The organism is Psychrobacillus sp. OK032, assembly GCF_900111345.1.
Classification (GTDB): Bacteria; Bacillota; Bacilli; order Bacillales_A; family Planococcaceae; genus Psychrobacillus.
On the sequence record NZ_FOGY01000001.1, the window covers coordinates 623,503 to 642,674 of the forward strand.

Consider the following 19,172-nt stretch of genomic DNA (forward strand, 5'->3'; position numbering starts at 1 on the left):
AATACTTTCACCTACTTATAGAAGTTGATTGGAACGTGTAAGATTAGCCATCTCAACTAAGTTTTTTACTGCATCGTTTAACGTACCGAAACGTTCATCCTTTATACTACCGTTCTTCCACCGATAATGTATTTGTTGTAGGATTACCGCTAACTTGTAAAATCCAAATGTTACATAGTATGAAATTTCTGAAACATCTCTACCGCTAAGTTTTGCATACGTTTCAATAAATTCACGTCTGCTGTAAAATCCACTCTGATTCGTAATAATATTAATCCCCATATCCAAGTCCTCTGCCTGTCCCCAGTAAGCAACTGTCGATCCTAAGTCACTTAATGGATCTCCGATAGTAGAAAGTTCCCAATCTAACACCCCAACCATTTTTCCAGGATGTTTTGCGTCCAGTACCATATTATTTAATTTAAAATCATTATGAACGATAGTTGTTTCTGACTTTTTCGGAAGTTTTGTAACTAACCAATCTTGTAATTCTTGTAAATACCTGATATCCTCTGTTTTGGAAAGCTCGTAACGCTTGATCCATCCAGTTACTTGCCGTTCCATAAAACCTTCTGGTTTCCCCATATTCTCTAAGCCTGCTTTTTTATAGTCAATCGATTGAAGTTGAACGAGTGTTTCAATTATGTTTTTAGAAATTAATGGCCCTGCACTTTCAGAACTTCCATAGTCTTCCGGCAGTTTATCATCAATTACAACACCTTGTTTTTTCTCCATTACATAAAAATGCTTATTCATAATATCTTGATCCTCATGAAATACATAAGGCTTAGGAGCAAATGAAAATACAGGGTTTACTTTTTCAAGCATCCTATACTCTCTTTCCATATCATGGGCTTTTGGAGGTACTTTACCAAAAGGAGGTCGTCTTAGTACCCCTTCCCATTCGTCTATACGAAGCAAGTAAGTTAAATTGGAATAGCCTTCGGAAAACTTTTGAACTTCCATCTTGCCGTTAGGAAGATTGCTTATACTACTGCGCAAATATCGCTCTAATTTTTCCCAATTAATGTATTCTTGCATTTTTTCTATTCCTTCGTTTAATATGCTCATTATCCTCTAACCTTCCTTCTCTCATTTACAATTTTATTCCCTTCCAAAACCGGAAGCACATTTACTTTTTCAAAATGCTTAATAACATATTCCATCGATTCAGGAAAATGAAACGAACGAAGCAATTCTGCCGTTTCACTTTCTAGTAAATTTTGAAAGCCGTTAGCCATTGAACTTTTATATGTTTCTCTCGCAATTTTAGAAGAATCAGAGAGTATATACTTTCCTGTTTGCATGAGATGGTCAATAATATGACCCGCGCCTACAAAATCCTCCATCGAAAAACGATCATCATTTCCAGAACAAATTAACACGATAGATGAATCATCTTCCTGGTCATGTATGCGCTCAGCAATTACATGACCATTTATTATAGAAGAAATATATAACTTTTTAGCATTTACCGCTTTTTCAATAGCTCTTGTTCCATTTGTTGAACAAATAATAGCTACCTCATTTTTGTTAGCTACTTCTATTAAACAAGGATCTGGATAAATAAATCCATTAATCGAATGCCCTTTCGTTTCCCCCATTAATACATATGGACCAGGTAGATTCGCGGCAACTGCTAATGCACTTTCACTATCCTTTACGGCATAAACAGCTTCGTATTGGTTTTCCAATAAAAATGCTATTGTGGAAGTTGCTAAAAATACGTCGATAACAACAGTAGTGCAACCTTCTAGTTTTAGCTCGTTAACTGCTTCTTTCTGGGTAATAACATGTACTTTCCTCAACTCAATCAGTTCCTTCGATTTCATTATAGTTTGCTATCCCTCTACAATAATTCTTCGGGACTAGCCCCTGAACTAATACCACTAACACTAGCTACTGCATATACGCTTAAACCAACTGGCGGAGTGAGTAAGGCAATAGTACAAATAACTGCAACAAAGACACCTAACCAGAGAATGTCGACGTTGAGTGTTTGAATGATTGCTAGAATAACGGGGATTTATATTAATATTACGGCTGCCCCCTCCAGGTACAAAAGGTAATTCAGGTTTTTCCTGATACTTTCCTTGGCATTGCAAAATATCAAAAAAATTTAGTGCGGCTGCCTTTCACATGAATTAGTGCTTCATCCGCTTTAGGATGTGGTTTTTGAATATCTGCTAACTTCAACGCATCTTGTTGTTCACCAATTTGTGTAATAGTCCAGGCTCTCATTCAGTTACTACCACCAATTCTTTCTTCGATTGCTCTCGCAACTCAAATTTTCCGATATCTCGAAGATGAACTTGATCAGGACCGTCAACTATACGGAGTGTTCTTGCATTTGCCCAATGTGCTGCAAGCGGGAAATCTTCCGTAACCCCTGCTCCACCAAATAATTGAATCGCACGATCAATTACATTTAGAGATACTCTAGGAGCAACAATTTTTATCATAGCAATTTCTTTCCTTGCCGCCTTGGCGCCCTCTATATCAATCTTATGGGCAGCATGCAATGTAAGTAATCTTGCTTGCTCTATTTCAATTCTACTTTCCGCAATAATTTCTCTAATCACATCTTTGTCAGCTAACTTAGAACCGAATGCCACTCTTTCATTAGCGCGCTTACACAAAAGGTCTATTGCCCTTTCAGCTGCGCCAATCGCACGCATACAATGGTGAATTCGTCCCGGTCCAAGTCTACCTTGCGCAATTTCAAATCCTCTACCTTCTCCTAGGAGTATATTGGAAACGGGTACTCGAACATTGTTATAATGCACTTCCGCATGACCATGTGGGGCATGATCATAGCCAAAAACAGGTAAATGTCTTTTTACTTCCACTCCCGGAGTATCAAATGGAACAAGAATCATCGATTGCTGTTTATGTTTTTCTGCATTTGGATCGGTTTTCCCCATCACAATTGCTACTTTACAGCGGGGATCTAGTGCACCAGAGGTCCACCATTTTTTGGCGTTTATTACATACTCATCACCATCGCGGACAATGCTCCCTTCAATATTCGTAGCATCCGATGAAGCTACACCTATTTCAGTCATAGAAAAGCAAGATCTTATTTCTCCACTAAGAAGAGGTTCTAGCCACTGTTTCTTTTGCTCTTCCGTTCCATATTTAATGAAAACTTCCATATTTCCCGTGTCAGGTGGATTACAATTGAATACTTCTGGTGCAATTAAAGACCTACCCATTATTTCGCATAATTGTGCGTACTCATAATTGGAAAGCCCTTGCCCATATTTCGTATCATCTAAAAACAAATTCCATAAGTTTTCATCTTTTGCTCTTGCTTTTAATTCTTCAATAATAGGAGGAATGAGCCATCGACTTTCTGCTTCATTCAATTGATCCTCATACACCTTTTCATTTGGATACACATATTCCTCCATGAAGTTTAGTAACTTTACTTTCAATTGTTCTGCATTAGGTGATAACTCTTTAAGCATTTCATCTTCCCCTTATTGTTTTTAATGTATTTCAAAATTTTTCCTGAAGTATTCCTTGGCAAGTTTTCTAGAACTTCAATCTTTTCAGGTACTTTGAATTTTGCTAGAAAGTTTAAGTAGTGCTGCTTAAGTTCAGTAAAATCATCTACATTGAAATTAGGACCGACTATAAAAGCTTTTACCCTTTCGCCATATATTGTTGGATCTGTTTCACCAACCACTGCTGCTTCTAGAAATCTGGATGATTTTTTAACACATCTTCCACTTCAATTGAAAATATTTTCTCTCCCACTCTAATGATCATGTCTTTTTTTCTGTCTCGGATGTAAACAAATCCTTCTGTATCCATCATTCCTATGTCCCCTGAATGCCAATATCCATCTGTAAAACTTGCTTGGTTTACCTCTGAATTATCCCAATATTCCTTGATTACCATTGGACCTTTTATATAAATTTCTCCTGGCTCTCCAAGTTCACACTCTATAGCCTCACCATTGATAATCTTGATATGCAAGGGACGTTGTTTCGGTAGCTCCATATGCCTTATGCAAACTAGCATTTGGAAAAGATTCTTTTAAGAGTTGGTATGTTATGATTGCATCCTTCTGACCAAATTCTTTTAATCTATTAGAAAGAATTTGTATAATTGTTTTTGGTCGGTTTACAAATACTTTTATCCCATCTCTGCCAAAAAGTTTTACTTGCTGAATATCCATTTAAGCCCACCTTCCGAAAGTGACGGAAAGTTAAGACTATTAAAGTGAGATGTATTCCCTTATACTCGCTCAATTACAACTGCAATCCCTTGCCCGCCGCCGATACATAAACTTGCAACTCCGTATTTCAATCCTCTATTTTTCAATTCATATGCTAATGAAAGAAGAATCCGCGTTCCACTTGCCCCAACTGGATGACCTAGAGCAATTGCACCGCCATTGACATTTGTCTTGTCACGATCTAGTCCTAATTCTTTTTCAACGGATAAATATTGAGAAGCAAATGCTTCATTCACTTCAATCAAATCTATATCCTCTAATCGAAGGTCCGCTTTTTCCAACGCTTGTCGAATGGCTGGCACTGGCCCAATCCCCATAATAGATGGGTCAACTCCAGCTACACCCCAAGAAACGATTTTAGCAATCGGCTTTAAACCATTTTCTATTACTGCTTTTTCACTAGCAACAATGACAGAAGCGGCACCGTCATTTATCCCGCTTGCATTACCAGGTGTCACTGTTCCATCTTTTTTAAAGGAAGGTCTTAATGTGGCCAATTTTTCAGCTGTTACATCTGCCTTTATATGTTCATCCTGTGATACAAGTACCGTTCCTTTTCGAGTTGGAACTTCTACAGCGACAATTTCTTTCGCAAAAACACCATTTTCACGTGCCGCACCTGCCCGTTTCTGACTAAGCAGTGCAAATTCATCTTGCTCCTCGCGAGATATTTCATATTGTTCCGCTAGTTTTTCTGCGGTCATCCCCATGCCACTACCTACATATTCATCTGTAAGCGTTGAAAGCACCATATCTTCATACGCAACGGAGCCCAGTTTGGAAGCACTGAACCGCGCGTTGAAATTGGAGTATGGAGCCATCGACATATTTTCTGCTCCACCAGCTAACACAATTTCTGCTTCGTTCAATAAAATCAATTGCGCAGCAGAAACGATTGACTGTGATCCAGAACCACATAAGCGGTTCACATTATACGCAGGGACCTCCATCGGTACACCTGCTTTCAAACCAATATGCCTAGATAAAAACGAAGCATTTGTACTAGAATGGATCACATTTCCATAAATGACATGATCCACTTGAGTAGCATCCACTTTTGCGCGTTTCAATGCTTCCACTGCTGTTGCAGCACCTAGATCATCTGCTTTTACTTGTGCAAAAGAACCTCCAAAACTAGTAAAAGCCGTTCTAGCACCATCTACAATATAAACTGAACACATTTCTTTTCCCCCTTACTCTTTTCGAAGAGCTATTTTTAGTACTTTTCCGCTTGCATTTCTTGGAAGGGCATCGATAAATACGACTTCTTCCGGTAATTTATAGTTTGCTAATCGTTTTGAACAGAAAGATATAACAGCCTCTTCTGTTAACATTTGTCCTTCTTTTAAAACTACAAAAGCTTTTGGAACTTCTCCGTAAACGGTATGTGGAATTCCAACTACTGCTGCTTCTAAAAGTTCTGGAATCTGGTACAACACTTCTTCTACTTCTACTGGGTACACATTTTCTCCTGCTCGATTGATCATATCTTTTTTGCGGTCCACGATATAAAGTAGACCAGCCTCATCAAATCTGCCTAAGTCGCCTGTATATAGCCAGCCGTTTTGAATCGTACTTCTTGTCGCCTCCTCATTTTTCAAATAACCTTTCATTACTTGTGGACCTTTCGTAACTATTTCCCCTACTTGCCCAACTGGAAGTGGCTCTCCAAATTCATCTACTACTTGTACTTTTGTTTGTGGAAGTGGTTCTCCTACTGAGCCAATCTTTTCTAATGCATGATGATCTTTGAGCGTCGTAGCGGCTGGGGAATTTTCTGTTTGTCCATATAAATTTTGAACTTTCACATCTGGATATAATGCTTTCACTTTGCGAACTAATTCATATGGCATTGGAGCCGCTCCATAAGTAAACAGTCGAAGATTAGGTAACTGTAAATTTTGCATTTTTGGTGTGTTCAATAAAATACTGTACATCGCAGGCACACCAAAGAATATCGTAATATCTTCTTGTTCCATCGTATTTAAAGCTCGCTCAGGAGAAAATCCTTCCTCGATAATAATCGTCCCACCAGCATAAATGACAGGAATACTAAAAACATGACTTGCCGCACAGTGAAATAATGGAGCTACAATTTGCATGCGATCATTGGAGTTTAGTTCCATTGCTTCTCCCCAAATTTGTGCAGCTGCTCTCACATTATTTGCTGTTAACATAACGCCTTTTGGTTTACCTGTCGTACCGGAAGTATAAAAAACAACACTCGTCCGCTCTTCACGCTCGCTTACTTCAGCGTAAGTAATAGATGCATCCTCTAGCACCTCTATTAAGCCTCGGTTTTCTCCAACTACAAGCGTATCTTGAAATTTTGCAAATGTGTCCGGGATTTCGTTCAAAATTGGCTCCATGTCTGCTCCATAAATGATTGCCTTCGCTTCTGAATGGGTAAATATATACTCCACTTCAGGAGCAGCGAGCTTCGTATTTACAGGCATTACACTAAATCCACCGAGCTGACACGCATAATAACAAACTAGGAAATAATCTGAGTTATTCAAGTAAACTGCAATAATATCTTCTTGCCCGTAACCCTTTGCTTGAAAATAACCCGCTAATCTTTTGGCTTGCTCGTAAAATGCGGAATACGATGTTTTTCTTCCATTAAACTGGGTAATAAAATGATTAGGTTGCTCTTTTGCATGGAGTGCCAATTTTTCCGTAACGAACATATATCAAATCCCCTTTGTTTTGATTCTATTCATATATACCGCTGATTTCGGTTACAGGCGGACGTTTTCCACTTCAATCAATCAATTAAATTAGTAAAAATCAACAGTAAAATATAACAAAGCAATGTTTTAGATGATGTCATTTACTTCACAACTTTTATCAAATAATCTGCATAAATCGCTTGTATGTCCTCTATTGTCTTGTCCCCATTTACTTTGTACCATTGCTGTATCCAATTCATGGAACCTAGTAAAATCATTCTTGCAATTTTTGGTTCTTTTATTCTAAAGTCTCCTTCCGCAATCCCTTTTTGGATTACTTGGTCAAACCAGGATGCATATTCATTTCGCTTATTTAAAATTGGACTGAGTTGGTCCTTTGAAAATGTTTCGTCAGGCTTTATTATCATATTGAATGTTTCTTTTTCTTCAATAGCATATCGGATATGACTAGCAATCATCTTGCGTAGTTTCTGTTCATTAGATATATCTTCATTAATATAATCTTGTAATTTATTAATTGCTTGCCCCAACACCATTTCGTGACATTGAAAAATGAGATCTTCTTTATTTTTAAAATAATAATAGAGAGAACCTTTCGTCATTAGAAGCTCTGCAGCAATTTCCTCCATCGTTGCACCTTGATACCCTTTTTGGTTCACGATTTTAACTGCAGATAAAATAATTTCATGCTTTTTCTTTTGCAGTTTTCTCTCTGAGAGCTTCATAAGATTCCTCCTTTCATTTATAAATCCAGCTTTTTCGCAATAATTGTTTTCATAATTTCGGTTGAACCAGCGTAAATGCTCGCAACTGGAATATCACGATATCTTCTTGCTATCTCGTATTCTTCCATATACCCATAGCCACCGTGCAGCTGCAAACACTCCGCCGCCACTCGTTTAGCCATTTCACTAATCCACCATTTTGCCATGGATACTTCTTTTACAATGTCTTCATTCGCAATATGGCGAGCAGTCAACTGATTTACATATGTTCGACCGATATCTATTTCGGTTGCCATTTCCGCTATTTTGAATTGCGTATTTTGAAATTTGCTAATGGATTGACCGAATGCTTTCCTATTTTTTACATAGTCGATTGTTATTCGAAGCATTTCTTCTGCTTCAATTTGACACTGAATCGCGACGATTAAACGCTCCTGCTGTAAATTTTGCATAAGATAGTAAAACCCTTTTCCTTCTTCCCCAAGTAAGTTTGCTACAGGTACTTTCACATCTTCGAATATTAATTCCCCCGTATCGCCACTATGCATGCCAATTTTGTTAAGTTTCTTCCCATAAGAAAAGCCTTCCATTCCTTTCTCCACAACGAGCAAACTAATCCCTCGATGCGCCGGCTGCACATTTGAATCCGTTTTACAAACGACAATGACAATATCTGCCAACAGACCATTTGTGATGAATGTCTTCTCACCATTCAAAATATAAAAGTCCCCATCTTTACGGGCAGTCGTTTTCACACCAGCTAGATCCGATCCAGCACCGGGTTCGGTCATGCCAATCGCAGTTATCAAGTCCCCACTTACACAGCCTGGAAGCCACTTTTGCTTCTGCACTTCCGTACCAAGGTTTGATATGTAAGGGCTCACAATATCAGAGTGCAAGCTCGCCCCACTTGCTAAGCCCTGTCCAACTCTTTCTAACTCCTCAATCAAGATCATCGAATACGAAAAATCTAGCCCAAGCCCTCCATACACTTCATCAACCCAAGGACATAAAAATCCGTTCGCACCCATCTTCAACCAAAAATCCTTTGGAATTTCCCGTTTTGCTTCCCATTCATCAAAAAAAGGATACGCTTCTTTATCTAACATCTTCCGTAAAGACTTCCGAAATAGCTCATGCTCAACCGTAATAAAAGATGCTTTCATTTTCCGCCCTCCATTAATTTTCTTTTCAGAAAATTCAATATTTAAATACATCATACTACTCTATTTCTAAATGTAAATACTTTTTTAAACAAAGTTTAAATTTTGAATGAAATTACTTACTTTGTACTATACGCTTGTAATTTTAAAAATATCTATCCGAATTTCGTTTAATTTTTATACTGCTTCGAAAAAAATATAGGTATTTGTAATAATAGATTGTTACTAATGAAATGTACGAGTGACTTTTCCTTATTTCTATCCTTTTTGGCTATCACTAATAGTATTTTCATTTAATACTAGAGTGGAAAACAGATGAAGAGAAAAAATTTCCCTTTGATTGCGGTTATTTTTTATATCTGTGTTACTACTAGCTTTTAGCCAAAATAATGTTAAGAAAAGTACAAACGCCTATGTCTTCCCTAATCAAGCACAATTTTCTGCTACGAGCTTTGCGCAGGAGCAAGGCGATGGAGTCTGAATGTAGAGACGCTCGTAGAAAACTAGCCACTAGTAATTAGTTTTATAGTTTCCAAAAGTATCAAAAAAACGCCCCGGCATAGCTACACCAGGGCATTTCGATTAGTTTTTATTTATCTATCCGTTCGTCACTCGGCGGTAAATCTTCATAAGGATGTAGATCATCGGTAGATGGTATATTATATCCTGTATCTGGAGATTCATCTAAATAGCCACTTGCCTCACTTACGGTTTGCTCCGCTTGCGATCCTTGAACATTCTTCTTAACGGAATCTTTTATGGATTCTTTTTCCGCTTTATACTTTTCCTTCGATACTTCTGCTTCTTCTAAACTTTTTTCCATCTTACTCAAATAGCGAGCTGCGTGCTCTCGTCCTCCCAATCCAAATGCCAAGCCAAACGCTAATGCTAATCCGCCTAGAATGAGGATAAACGCTGAATTAATGATAGAAGCTGCTATTCCTAACTGGTCTAATGCCATAAAGAATGCGAATGCCAAAATTGCATATTTAGCCACGTAACGCAAGAAATGTGGTGTTCCTGAAGAATGGGTCATCAAACTACCGACCAATTTTTCTACCATATTTGCTAACCAAAATCCTACGGCTAAAATTACCATTGCCGCAAACACAGACGGTAGATAAGCAAAAATCCCAGTTGCGAGTGTCACCATAAAGTGTAGCTCCAACAACTGTAGTGCTTCCACTACAAACAATAAAATAATCACAACTTGCACAATTGTTCCTAACAAAGTAGAAAAAGTTGGTGCCGTACCATTACCCGATTTGAATCCCATCTTACCAAATACTGAATTCACTCCGATTTTTTCAAGCAATGAAACAACAACATCTTTCACCCATTTTGCAACGACTATCCCTACTAATACCAACACGATTGCTACAAAAATCTTCGGTAACATTGCCAGCACATTATTCAACATAGCAATGGCAGGTGCAGAAATCCCTTCTAAATCTAAAATCTCTAGGGAAGTAATAGATACTGGAATCATAATTAAAACAAAAGCTACAATCCCAACAACTTTCGACACACTCGTCCCTTCTATAAAGGAAGAAATCTTCAATTTATCTGCTAATCGGTCTGCCCCAGCTGACTGCAAAAACTTCTCTATTAAATTACGAACTAGTTTTGCAATAAACCAACCAATAACAAAAACAATAGCTGCTGATACTAATTTAGGAATAAAGTTAAAGAAACTAGCAAGCATCCCTTCGAATGGTCCACTTAATCCATCAATTCCTAATGCATTTAATACTGCGGGAATAAATAATAAAAAGATTAAATAGTACGCTACATTCGCTGCTGTATCCGTCCACTTAGCTTGATCTACTTTTTCCGGATCAACGCCCGTTTTTCCAACATATTTATTCAGTTGAAGCTTCGAGCCAGCCATTTGAATTACTTTTTTTATGACAGTTGCTAAAATCCAAGCAAATAATAAAATCAAAGCAGCTTTCAAAATATTTAAGAAAGCACCAGTTAAACTTGAATACATAGAAACAAACGGAGTGGCCATTGTATTCAAGTTCAATATGTTAAAGAATAAAACAAATGCAAAAATCAGCACTATAATAAAAAATTAACTTTGCTAATAATTTTCTCGACTGTCCATTTGGACTTTGTATTTCCTAATCGTTCATTCACATGAAATTTTCGTAATAATTTATACGTCATGTTTTCTAATAGCTTTGCGATAAAAAATCCTATCATTAAAACAACTAGACCTATTAAAATTTCTGGTAAAAAAGAGAGCGAATCTCTCCAATAATACTGATCGAACATATCATCATCCTCCTTTTTTGTTAAGTTCCCTATAAAACTTTTATAATATCTGTTACCCGCGTATCCATCTGCTCAAACTAATTCAAATACGCCAAAAACAAAAGCATAAATGGCCAAAATATATCTTGTTTTCCTAAGCCTTCCACAATGCAATATAGGGATACTGCGCCGTTAGAAGTTCCCGCATAGGATTTCCGCTCCAGGGCGGACGCTTTCCGCCGGGTGAGCGATAGGCCATCGCCGACGCTTACGCGTTCGCCTGCGATGTCCTATCTGTCTCACTCATCCGGCAGGAGTCGCCGCCCTTCCGCTACAATCCACCAAAATTGCTATCTAATCAGCTTCACTGCTCTCAAGACAATCTTATGAAATATTTACTTTATTGAAAGTGAAAATTCAATATCAAAATAGTCGAATAAGCTGTAAACATGACAAAGCCTATCTCAAAAGCGACAAATTTACTGCGAACACGACTAAACCAATCTATCTAATGTTCTGATGTGCTTTCTTCCTATACGGTCTTATAGTTCTATTTATTGGCATCCCAGTAAATGACTAAGAGCAATCAATCAATTATAGAAAACAACCAGTTCTATTCGGAAAGCAACCAAATCTTAAAAGAGCAAGTACACTTGGAGTGAGACGACGTTGAATACGAGGTGTTGTTCTAATAAATGGATGAATGAAACGTACTTTATCCTAAATGCTCCACTTATTTGTAGACAGCATTTTCTAATTAGGTTTAATAAATATTCGCATAGTGTACCTAAAAAATATTAATCCCTGATATCAGCAGAAGCGTCCGCCTGCAACGGAAAGCGGCGGTACCCTTAATATCGCGAACACTGGTTTCAAAGCACAAAATATGTTTATAAAAAAAACGATTTCTCTCTACAAGAAATCGAATTTTATCTTCCATATAAAAATTTCTATTAGCCTACCTTAAGCTATCCACTGCCTGTTTAACACTACCAAATGTATGAAAAGAAGTTAAATCAATACCTGCACGGACAATTTCCATCGAAAGATTCGGTCTAATACCAGAAAACAGGACATGGATTCCAAGTAATTGAAGAACACTATGAAGTATAAACATCTGCTCTGCAACTTCAGAATTTATTGTTAAAATACCACTAAAATCAATGATTAAATGGTCTATCGAACGACTCGGTATCGAAGGCACTAAATGATTTATAATATACTGAAAACGGGAAGAATCAATCATACCAATTATAGGCAGTACAGCAATTCCTGTCTGGATTGGTACAATAGGTGCTGATAATTCGTTTATCTCTTTTTGACTTTCTTCCATTAGCGAATCACGGTAAGATTCGTATGCGACTATCGTTTCGATTAAGCTTACATCTATTAAATAACTAATTCGATTATTTATTTTCACTATATTTTCAATCGATAATCCATGATCTATTGAAATTTGGGTAATGTATTCCAAATACATCAAGCGGTTTTTAGCAAATGGCTTTAGAATCGTTGAAAATTGGTTGAATAGTGCAGCTTGTTGTTCTCCGACTTGTTTACTCCATTTGATTAACTCTGCTTCTGCAGCTTCCTCCGTTTCCTTAAACGATTCCGCTATAAGCACTAAAAACTCCATATTCTGTTGAATCGATTGCTCCAACATCTCTTCCGTAAATGGAATTTCAACATTTTTTAGTGCTTCTTCTGTCATATCTCTAATAATTTTTTCTGCATTATCTACTAAATACTTACCTACTTTCAATATCTCTTCCATACAATCTCACCGTCCCAATATTGATACGATCGCTTTTGTTAACGCCTCTTTAGTAATTTTCCTATGTGATGCATTCCAATTAGCTTGTCCATTTGCAATTACAAATGCTTGTGGTGACTCATGACGTACCCCTAAATCATTTTCTATCTCATTAGACACCGAACGATTTTCAATCACTTTCACTAAATAAGTGTCCACAGGCGAATTAAACGAAGTAAACTCTCCATAAGCTCGCGCGCTCACCGGGCAAGTAGTACTATGTTTAAACACGATAACTGCCTTCTCCTTCGACTGCTCCAAAATATTCTTCCACTGTTCTACTGATATGATCTCTGAATATGCTGCCATCTGAACCATCCTCCCTAAATAATTCAAATACGCCTCGGCGTATTTGCGTCCAGATTTTGAATTGCGCTAGCGCAATTAGCTCCCTTCAAAATCTGTGACATCCGCCGGAGGCTTAGGCCAACAGGATGTTGGTCACTCAGGCGTTGCCGCACGACGCGGCGATATTAGCCAGAGTTCCTCTACTCAGCAGTTATTATTTCGCTGAGTCAAGTTAATTCTTTTCACCATTATACTAAACTTAACTCACCAAACCTCTTATATTTCCAAAAATGTTATCCTTCTAAACCTCAAACTTTCAATCTATCAATGCTTTTGTTTACTAAGCATACTTTTAGGCTATATAAAATATATAGATTCAATTCAGCTTGAGAGGGGAATGTACATGAGAGCAAAAAAACAGATTACACTTGCAACCATACTTTTATCATCCACGATGCTAATTGCTGCTTGTGGAAACAATGATGAGCCAGAGGAAAACGGACCTAATGGAACAGCATTTGAGGAGGAACAAGATGAAGCGGTTGATGAATCTCTAACATCTGATAATCCGGAAAGCGAATTTGGATTCCGTTTTTTAAATTTACACATTAGTACACCAGACAATGAAGATGCGATAATAGCAGAATACTATGGAAACTCATCAAAAACGGAATCAGTTTACAAAAATATGCATGCTGCTGCCGATGTAGAAGGAGATGCCGCATATACATTATTAGAGCAAGTTTTTACAGATCTCCAATTAACGCAAGACATGAGTAAAGAAGAAGTAATCCGGAGAGTAACTATGGCTTTTGATGCAGCAGATTATACAAACTTTAACCTTGAAATCGAATACGAAGATGGGGAAACAAAAACATACTCGGATAGCAAAGAATAATCGAAACCAAGTCGGGATCAAAGCCGGCTTGGTTTTTTATCATGACTAAGACAAAATAAGAAAAACCAAGTCAGAAATTTCCCGACTTGGTTTTTCTTATACTATTGATATGTCCTGTATCATTTCAATCTTCCAATTTAGCGCATATAATGCCAAACAGAGTACCGAAAATCGCACCCGCCGCTACTTCTACTGGCTGATGTCCTAATAATTCTTTTAATTCTTCCTCTCGTTGAACATACTCAAAACTCGGAAAATTACCTGACAATGTGGCTATATTATCTTCCAAATCATTCACAAGTTGTGCGATTTCGCCCGTGTGTCTTCTTATTCCTTGCGCATCATACATAACAATAGTGCCGAACACAACTGCCAGCGCTGTTTCCGTATGACGAGTTCCTTTATTAGCGGCTACGTAAGAAGCAAGTGCTGCTACTCCTGCCGAATGCGAGCTTGGCATTCCACCTGTTGTAAACGCTTGTTTAATATCCCAATTTCCTGTTATTTTTTTATGCGTCAATATTTTTAAGCCTTGCGCTAGTCCAATTGCAGATAAAGCAGTAACAATTCCTCGGTTCATATTCGTCATTTTGACCTCCAACTAGCAATGAGTTTGTTTGTATTACATTTCCCTATCTGGCATAAAATAATCCTAAAAAGCACATTTTCTTATTTCAAATGAATAATCAATGGAAAACTTCAACATAATAGTAAAAATTACATAAAAGGAGGACACTCCATCTGAATTGGAAGCTATCCTTTCCTTCACGTGTTAACCCATTCACGTTAGCAATTTTACTATTAATACTCGCCATCTTTGATTCCATATTCACTGATTTTGGCATTCGAAACGGTCATATTACCGAGGCAAATCCATTCATGCGCTTCATATATGAAAACAATATCGCAACTTTTTATTCTATTAAAATTATCCTTCCACTGCTTTTTATGTATATCATAACGAAATTTCAACCAAGAAGATATTTGCAAATATTAATTGGGGGAGCACTTCTGCTTTATTCTTTTGTCCTTTTGCAACACCTTTTTTGGATGTCTTTATTAATTGGTTAAAATCCAGCAACCCGAGAGCTGCTGGATTAGTTTTACTTATTTTTCTTACTTCGTTCCTCTTGTTCCCATCGCTTTAATGAAGGAAAAGGATCGTATGCCCATTCAACTCGACCATTGTATTTGTACATGCCGTAATGTAAGTGGGGAGCAAATTTTCCGGATGTCCCTTCTTTTCCATAACCGGAGCTTCCTACGTAACCAATTATTGTTCCAGGCTCGAGTATGTCTCCTTCTTTTAAATCTTTCGTATATCCCGATAAGTGGGCATAATAATGATACGTGTTATTTACATCTCGAATACCAATGCGCCAACCACCATAGTCATTCCAGCCCATCACTTCCACTTTACCAAAAGTAGTGGATTTCACTGGAACACTATATGAAGCAAATAAATCAGTACCTTCATGCATTCGTCTGCCGCCCCAGCCTCTTTTGGCCCCCCACGTACTGCGGTAACTGTAATTATGATTGATAGCAAGCGGAAAGGCACGCGCATCTAAATTTAACGATTCAAACTCCTTGTAAATTTCTGCATTCGTCATTATTTGTTTGACGGTTTCGTCGCGTTGATAATATTCCTTCAGCGCTTTTTCAAAACCTTTTTCCGCAACTCCAAACTGCATTAAGTATTCGGTTAAAGTGACCATTACATCGTCATCATTTTCCCGTTCTGCCTTGCCGTCTTGACTGCCATCTAATCCACGGCCATTAAAAAAAGCAATCGAAGTTAAGTTTGTATCGTCTAGCAAAGGATTCAGTAAACCTGTCCAAAAATCATCGGAAAATTGGATAGCAACAACGCCATCTCTCTTCGGAATATCATTTCTAACTTCCTGGATATTCCGTTCAAACTGATCGATAGCAGCTAAATAATACCAAGGCAAAACGTCACTTGAGTATTTTATATAGTATTCCATACGCTTTTCTAAAATTTGCTCCCTCGATGGTTCTTCAGCAGCAAAAACAGCCGTGGAAAGAAGAAAGACCAAAACACATGTAGAAAACGTCAGTCTAATCCAGCTAATCAAACAAAATACCTCCTTTTTCTATACAGTGTAGCTTGCCCTTTTGGCATCATTTCATGAAAAAATAATAAGTGTATTTCTAACAAATAATCGGTTACATTAAGCAAATTAAGAGCTCTCCATCCGATATTGGAATAGTTGGCATTGGAGTTTTTTCTTTTATTAGTTAGAATTTGGCTAAGCGAGACTAAATTAAATGTGAACGCGACAAAACCAATCGCGAACACGACAAAACTGGTCTCGAGCGCGATATAATCACATAAGCTATCTGCCTAGCAGATTTGGTAAATAGAATCTGGAATTATTTTCTTTTATTAGTTAGAATGTGGCTAAGCGAGACTAAATTAGCTGTGAAAGCGACAGAATTACATGTGAACGCGACAAAACCAATCGCGAACACGACAAAACTGGTCTCGAGCGCGACATAATCACATAAGCAATCTGCAAGGCGAATTTGGTAAATAGGATTTGGAATTATTTTCTTTTATCAGTTAGAATATGGCTAAGCGAGACTAAATTAGCTGTGAAAGCGACAAAATTACATGTGAACGCGACAAAACCAATCGCGAACACGACAAAACTGGTCTCGAGAGCGACATAATCAAATAAGCTATCTGCATAGCGGATTTGGTAAATAGGATTTGGAATTATTTTCTTTTATTAGTTAGAATGTGGTTAAGCAAGACTAAATTAGCTGTGAAAGCGACAGAATTACATGTGAACGCGACAAAATCAATCGCGAACACGACAAAACTGGTCTCGGGCGCGACATAATTCATAGGAATTATTCTCTTTAATTTAAATATGACCATAATAAAAAACGACTGCTCATAAACAGTCGTTTCTCTTATCTTTCACATAAATTTACTTTGAACAAGCGTCTACAAATCGTTTAAAAATGGCAGCAGAAACCGAATCATCTTTTAACAATAAACTTTCCGGGTGCCATTGAATTCCCATAACAAACGGATGATCTTCACTTTCAAAGGCTTCAATAATTCCGTCACTTGCAATTCCACTCAACACGTATCCATTTGGAATATTGCGCACGGCTTGATGATGAAAACTATTCACTTTAAACTTCTCTACCCCAGCGATATTACTTAAAATGGATCCTTTCGTCACATGAACAAAGTGAGAAGCATGCCAATTTGGTGCTTGTTGATCGTGTTGCAAAAGTTGCGCTGACGATTGTGCGTAAATATCCTGATACATATCTCCACCAGCAGCAATACTTAAAATTTGTGCTCCTCTACAAATTCCTAATATCGGCTTATTCTTTTCCAACATTTTTTGAACTAGCTGTATTTCAAACGCATCTCGCTCTGGGACAATACTTCCCAAACGTGGATGTGGCTCCTCTCCAAACAAGGTCGGATCAATATCCCCTCCGCCAGTTAAAAGGAGCCCGTCTAGCATCTCAGCAATAGTGTCCACTCCATTATCCTGCAGATTTGGCAGCACAATAGGAATCCCACCAAAACGAGCGATTGAAACAATATTAGCAGTAGAAACGGAAATAACCTCACCTTTTAAATCCGATGAAACTCCAATAACTGGATTCAAACAAATCCTCCTAAAAACGACTTATTTTATACGGAAACACTGGTTTTAGTACATTTACCCATTACATCATAGTCAAAGCCCAACTCTTTTAGAATAGCTTCCGTATGTTCCCCAACAGCAGGAATTGGATTCATGACAGTGTCTATCTCATCAAATGTTGCAGGTGGAAGCAACGCCTTTATATTACCAACGGGAGACTCCACTTCTCTCCATCGATTACGGGCTTGGAGTTGCGGGTGGTCCATTAATTCACTTACTGTATTAAGTCGTGCATTTGCTATTTTTGCTTTCTCTAGTTGTTCAATAATTTGAGTGGAATCCATCTTCTCAAAAGCATCTTCAATAATAGATTTCAACATATCTTTGTTGGATACTCGATTAGAATTATTACTAAAACGAGCGTCCAGCGCGAGCTTGCTATCTTTCAGTACATTTTCACAAAAACGAACCCATTCACGTTCATTTTGAATGCCCAAGAAAACCTGCTTTTGATCACCGGCCACAAAAGGTCCGTATGGATAAATAGTAGCATGACTAGCACCAGTTCTTTTCGGTTCTATTTCACCATAACCAGCATAATACAGAGGATACCCCATCCATTCTGCTAGTGCCTCTAGCATAGAAACTTCTAAAATGGAACCTTTACCAGTTTTACTTCGAGCAATAATGGCAGTTAAAATTCCCGTGTATGCATACATACCTGCAGCAATATCTGCAATAGAAATACCTGATTTAGATGGTGTGTCTTCTGTGCCAGTAACAGAAACTAAACCAGCTTCACACTGGATCAGTAAATCATAGGCTTTTTTATCCATATAAGGACCAGACGTACCATACCCTGATATTCCACAAATGATTAAATGTGGATACTTTTCTTTTAACTCCGCCGCACTGAACCCAAGTCGATCAACAGCACCAGGAGCTAAATTTTGTATAAACACATCTGCAGTTGACAAAAGTTTATCTAAAACCTCTTTTGCTTCCTCTTGTTTTAAATCGAGCGTAATAGACTCTTTGGAACGATTAATCCAGACAAAATGACTTGCCATTCCTTTGACTGTTTTATCATAATTTCGAGCGAAGTCCCCAGTTTCTGGTCTTTCTACTTTAATAACACGTGCCCCTAAATCTGCAAGCTGCCTTGTAGCAAAAGGTGCTGCCACAGCCTGCTCTAACGATACAATTGTTATCCCCTGTAAAGGTAACATACGATTTCCTCCTATCTTAATCAATTACGCCTCGGCGTAATTGCGTCCATATTTTTAATTGCGCTTAGGCCTGCTGATGCAGGTCAGTTAGCCGTTGTCGCGTGGATGCGACGATTTTAGGCTAACATCATTTTCAAACTCCCTTCAAAATCTGTGACATCCGCCGGCGGCTTGGGCCAACAGGATGTTGGTCACTCAGGCGTTGCCGCACGACGCG

General features: G+C 37.9%; 22 protein-coding genes. 2 read left to right on the top strand and 20 right to left on the bottom strand.

What is annotated here, in order from left to right; all coding sequences use genetic code 11:
• Positions 1-15: 15 nt before the first annotated feature.
• The 16 genes from BMZ04_RS02890 to ytxJ form a co-directional block, all read right to left on the bottom strand.
• Complete coding sequence (locus BMZ04_RS02890; RefSeq protein ID WP_255367760.1) at positions 16-1,071, bottom strand: phosphotransferase family protein; 1,056 nt, start codon at positions 1,069-1,071, stop codon at positions 16-18.
• Positions 1,071-1,832, bottom strand: a complete 762-nt coding sequence (locus tag BMZ04_RS02895; protein WP_093265048.1) for a 2-phosphosulfolactate phosphatase — start codon at positions 1,830-1,832, stop codon at positions 1,071-1,073. Before BMZ04_RS02895 ends, BMZ04_RS02890 begins: the two co-directional genes overlap by 1 nt.
• Before the next feature lie 17 nt (positions 1,833-1,849).
• Entirely contained in the window at positions 1,850-2,026 is a 177-nt protein-coding gene (locus BMZ04_RS22650) for a TRAP transporter large permease subunit (protein WP_369802619.1), read from the bottom strand.
• 83 nt (positions 2,027-2,109) lie between these two features.
• Positions 2,110-2,241: a hypothetical protein gene (locus tag BMZ04_RS22655; protein ID WP_255367761.1), complete on the bottom strand. Its 132-nt coding sequence runs from the start codon at positions 2,239-2,241 to the stop codon at positions 2,110-2,112.
• A complete protein-coding gene (locus tag BMZ04_RS02900; protein WP_093265050.1) occupies positions 2,238-3,470 on the bottom strand; it encodes an acyl-CoA dehydrogenase family protein in 1,233 nt (410 codons plus the stop codon). Before BMZ04_RS02900 ends, BMZ04_RS22655 begins: the two co-directional genes overlap by 4 nt.
• Positions 3,434-3,691: an AMP-binding enzyme gene (locus tag BMZ04_RS22660; protein WP_255367762.1), complete on the bottom strand. Its 258-nt coding sequence runs from the start codon at positions 3,689-3,691 to the stop codon at positions 3,434-3,436. The genes BMZ04_RS02900 and BMZ04_RS22660 overlap by 37 nt, the downstream gene beginning before the upstream one ends.
• 8 nt (positions 3,692-3,699) lie before the next feature.
• The gene (locus BMZ04_RS22665; protein WP_255367763.1) at positions 3,700-4,008 is read right to left on the bottom strand and encodes an acyl-CoA synthetase family protein; all 309 of its coding nucleotides are present in this window, start codon (positions 4,006-4,008) and stop codon (positions 3,700-3,702) included.
• Positions 3,959-4,186, bottom strand: a complete 228-nt coding sequence (locus BMZ04_RS22670; RefSeq protein WP_255367764.1) for a hypothetical protein — start codon at positions 4,184-4,186, stop codon at positions 3,959-3,961. The genes BMZ04_RS22665 and BMZ04_RS22670 overlap by 50 nt, the downstream gene beginning before the upstream one ends.
• A 59-nt stretch (positions 4,187-4,245) precedes the next feature.
• Positions 4,246-5,427, bottom strand: a complete 1,182-nt coding sequence (locus BMZ04_RS02910; protein WP_093265052.1) for an acetyl-CoA C-acetyltransferase — start codon at positions 5,425-5,427, stop codon at positions 4,246-4,248.
• A gap of 12 nt (positions 5,428-5,439) precedes the next feature.
• Positions 5,440-6,936: a class I adenylate-forming enzyme family protein gene (locus BMZ04_RS02915; protein ID WP_093265055.1), complete on the bottom strand. Its 1,497-nt coding sequence runs from the start codon at positions 6,934-6,936 to the stop codon at positions 5,440-5,442.
• Positions 6,937-7,079: 143 nt separating this feature from the next.
• Positions 7,080-7,664, bottom strand: coding sequence for a TetR/AcrR family transcriptional regulator (locus BMZ04_RS02920; RefSeq protein WP_093265057.1), 585 nt, complete (start codon positions 7,662-7,664; stop codon positions 7,080-7,082).
• Positions 7,665-7,681: 17 nt separating this feature from the next.
• Positions 7,682-8,830 (bottom strand): acyl-CoA dehydrogenase family protein, encoded by a 1,149-nt coding sequence (locus tag BMZ04_RS02925; RefSeq protein WP_093265060.1) that lies wholly within the window; start codon positions 8,828-8,830, stop codon positions 7,682-7,684.
• A 586-nt stretch (positions 8,831-9,416) separates the two neighbouring features.
• Positions 9,417-10,856, bottom strand: a complete 1,440-nt coding sequence (locus tag BMZ04_RS02930) for a mechanosensitive ion channel (protein WP_255367765.1) — start codon at positions 10,854-10,856, stop codon at positions 9,417-9,419.
• A 35-nt stretch (positions 10,857-10,891) separates the two neighbouring features.
• A complete protein-coding gene (locus BMZ04_RS22675; RefSeq protein WP_255367766.1) occupies positions 10,892-11,107 on the bottom strand; it encodes a mechanosensitive ion channel family protein in 216 nt (71 codons plus the stop codon).
• Positions 11,108-12,044: 937 nt separating this feature from the next.
• A complete protein-coding gene (locus BMZ04_RS02935; RefSeq protein ID WP_093265063.1) occupies positions 12,045-12,860 on the bottom strand; it encodes an STAS domain-containing protein in 816 nt (271 codons plus the stop codon).
• A gap of 6 nt (positions 12,861-12,866) precedes the next feature.
• Complete coding sequence (ytxJ, locus tag BMZ04_RS02940) at positions 12,867-13,208, bottom strand: bacillithiol system redox-active protein YtxJ (RefSeq protein ID WP_093265066.1); 342 nt, start codon at positions 13,206-13,208, stop codon at positions 12,867-12,869.
• A 382-nt stretch (positions 13,209-13,590) separates the two neighbouring features.
• Between ytxJ and BMZ04_RS02945 the strand changes: the two genes are divergently transcribed.
• On the top strand, positions 13,591-14,085 hold the full coding sequence (locus tag BMZ04_RS02945) for a YusW family protein (protein WP_177184294.1): 495 nt from the start codon (positions 13,591-13,593) through the stop codon (positions 14,083-14,085).
• Between the two features lie 124 nt (positions 14,086-14,209).
• On the opposite strand, the gene BMZ04_RS02950 is transcribed toward BMZ04_RS02945, so the two are convergent.
• Positions 14,210-14,674, bottom strand: coding sequence for a divergent PAP2 family protein (locus BMZ04_RS02950; protein ID WP_093265072.1), 465 nt, complete (start codon positions 14,672-14,674; stop codon positions 14,210-14,212).
• A gap of 224 nt (positions 14,675-14,898) precedes the next feature.
• On the opposite strand from BMZ04_RS02950, the gene BMZ04_RS23100 reads away from it, so the two are divergent.
• Complete coding sequence (locus tag BMZ04_RS23100; RefSeq protein WP_369802620.1) at positions 14,899-15,156, top strand: DUF5658 family protein; 258 nt, start codon at positions 14,899-14,901, stop codon at positions 15,154-15,156.
• A 32-nt stretch (positions 15,157-15,188) separates the two neighbouring features.
• Here BMZ04_RS23100 and BMZ04_RS02955 read toward each other — a convergent pair whose 3' ends face one another.
• The 3 genes from BMZ04_RS02955 to BMZ04_RS02965 form a co-directional block, all read right to left on the bottom strand.
• Positions 15,189-16,184 (bottom strand): M23 family metallopeptidase, encoded by a 996-nt coding sequence (locus BMZ04_RS02955; protein ID WP_255367767.1) that lies wholly within the window; start codon positions 16,182-16,184, stop codon positions 15,189-15,191.
• 861 nt (positions 16,185-17,045) lie between these two features.
• A complete protein-coding gene (locus BMZ04_RS02960; protein ID WP_093265074.1) occupies positions 17,046-17,747 on the bottom strand; it encodes a gamma-glutamyl-gamma-aminobutyrate hydrolase family protein in 702 nt (233 codons plus the stop codon).
• Positions 17,748-17,773: 26 nt separating this feature from the next.
• Positions 17,774-18,955, bottom strand: a complete 1,182-nt coding sequence (locus BMZ04_RS02965; RefSeq protein ID WP_093265076.1) for a CaiB/BaiF CoA transferase family protein — start codon at positions 18,953-18,955, stop codon at positions 17,774-17,776.
• Positions 18,956-19,172 lie beyond the last annotated feature (217 nt).

Excerpts from the sequence above, each read along its gene's own strand:
- BMZ04_RS02925 (WP_093265060.1), bottom strand. The coding sequence starts at position 8,830 with ATGAAAGCATCTTTTATTACGGTTGAGCATGAGCTATTTCGGAAGTCT.
- BMZ04_RS02965 (WP_093265076.1), bottom strand. The coding sequence starts at position 18,955 with ATGTTACCTTTACAGGGGATAACAATTGTATCGTTAGAGCAGGCTGTG.
- BMZ04_RS02895 (WP_093265048.1), bottom strand. The coding sequence starts at position 1,832 with ATGAAATCGAAGGAACTGATTGAGTTGAGGAAAGTACATGTTATTACC.
- BMZ04_RS02915 (WP_093265055.1), bottom strand. The coding sequence starts at position 6,936 with ATGTTCGTTACGGAAAAATTGGCACTCCATGCAAAAGAGCAACCTAAT.
- BMZ04_RS22670 (WP_255367764.1), bottom strand. The coding sequence starts at position 4,186 with ATGGATATTCAGCAAGTAAAACTTTTTGGCAGAGATGGGATAAAAGTA.
- BMZ04_RS02920 (WP_093265057.1), bottom strand. The coding sequence starts at position 7,664 with ATGAAGCTCTCAGAGAGAAAACTGCAAAAGAAAAAGCATGAAATTATT.
- BMZ04_RS22665 (WP_255367763.1), bottom strand. The coding sequence starts at position 4,008 with ATGGAGCTACCGAAACAACGTCCCTTGCATATCAAGATTATCAATGGT.
- BMZ04_RS02890 (WP_255367760.1), bottom strand. The coding sequence starts at position 1,071 with ATGAGCATATTAAACGAAGGAATAGAAAAAATGCAAGAATACATTAAT.
- BMZ04_RS22675 (WP_255367766.1), bottom strand. The coding sequence starts at position 11,107 with ATGTTCGATCAGTATTATTGGAGAGATTCGCTCTCTTTTTTACCAGAA.
- BMZ04_RS02935 (WP_093265063.1), bottom strand. The coding sequence starts at position 12,860 with ATGGAAGAGATATTGAAAGTAGGTAAGTATTTAGTAGATAATGCAGAA.
- ytxJ (WP_093265066.1), bottom strand. The coding sequence starts at position 13,208 with ATGGCAGCATATTCAGAGATCATATCAGTAGAACAGTGGAAGAATATT.
- BMZ04_RS02910 (WP_093265052.1), bottom strand. The coding sequence starts at position 5,427 with ATGTGTTCAGTTTATATTGTAGATGGTGCTAGAACGGCTTTTACTAGT.
- BMZ04_RS02945 (WP_177184294.1), top strand. The coding sequence starts at position 13,591 with ATGAGAGCAAAAAAACAGATTACACTTGCAACCATACTTTTATCATCC.
- BMZ04_RS02950 (WP_093265072.1), bottom strand. The coding sequence starts at position 14,674 with ATGACGAATATGAACCGAGGAATTGTTACTGCTTTATCTGCAATTGGA.
- BMZ04_RS02900 (WP_093265050.1), bottom strand. The coding sequence starts at position 3,470 with ATGCTTAAAGAGTTATCACCTAATGCAGAACAATTGAAAGTAAAGTTA.
- BMZ04_RS22655 (WP_255367761.1), bottom strand. The coding sequence starts at position 2,241 with ATGAGAGCCTGGACTATTACACAAATTGGTGAACAACAAGATGCGTTG.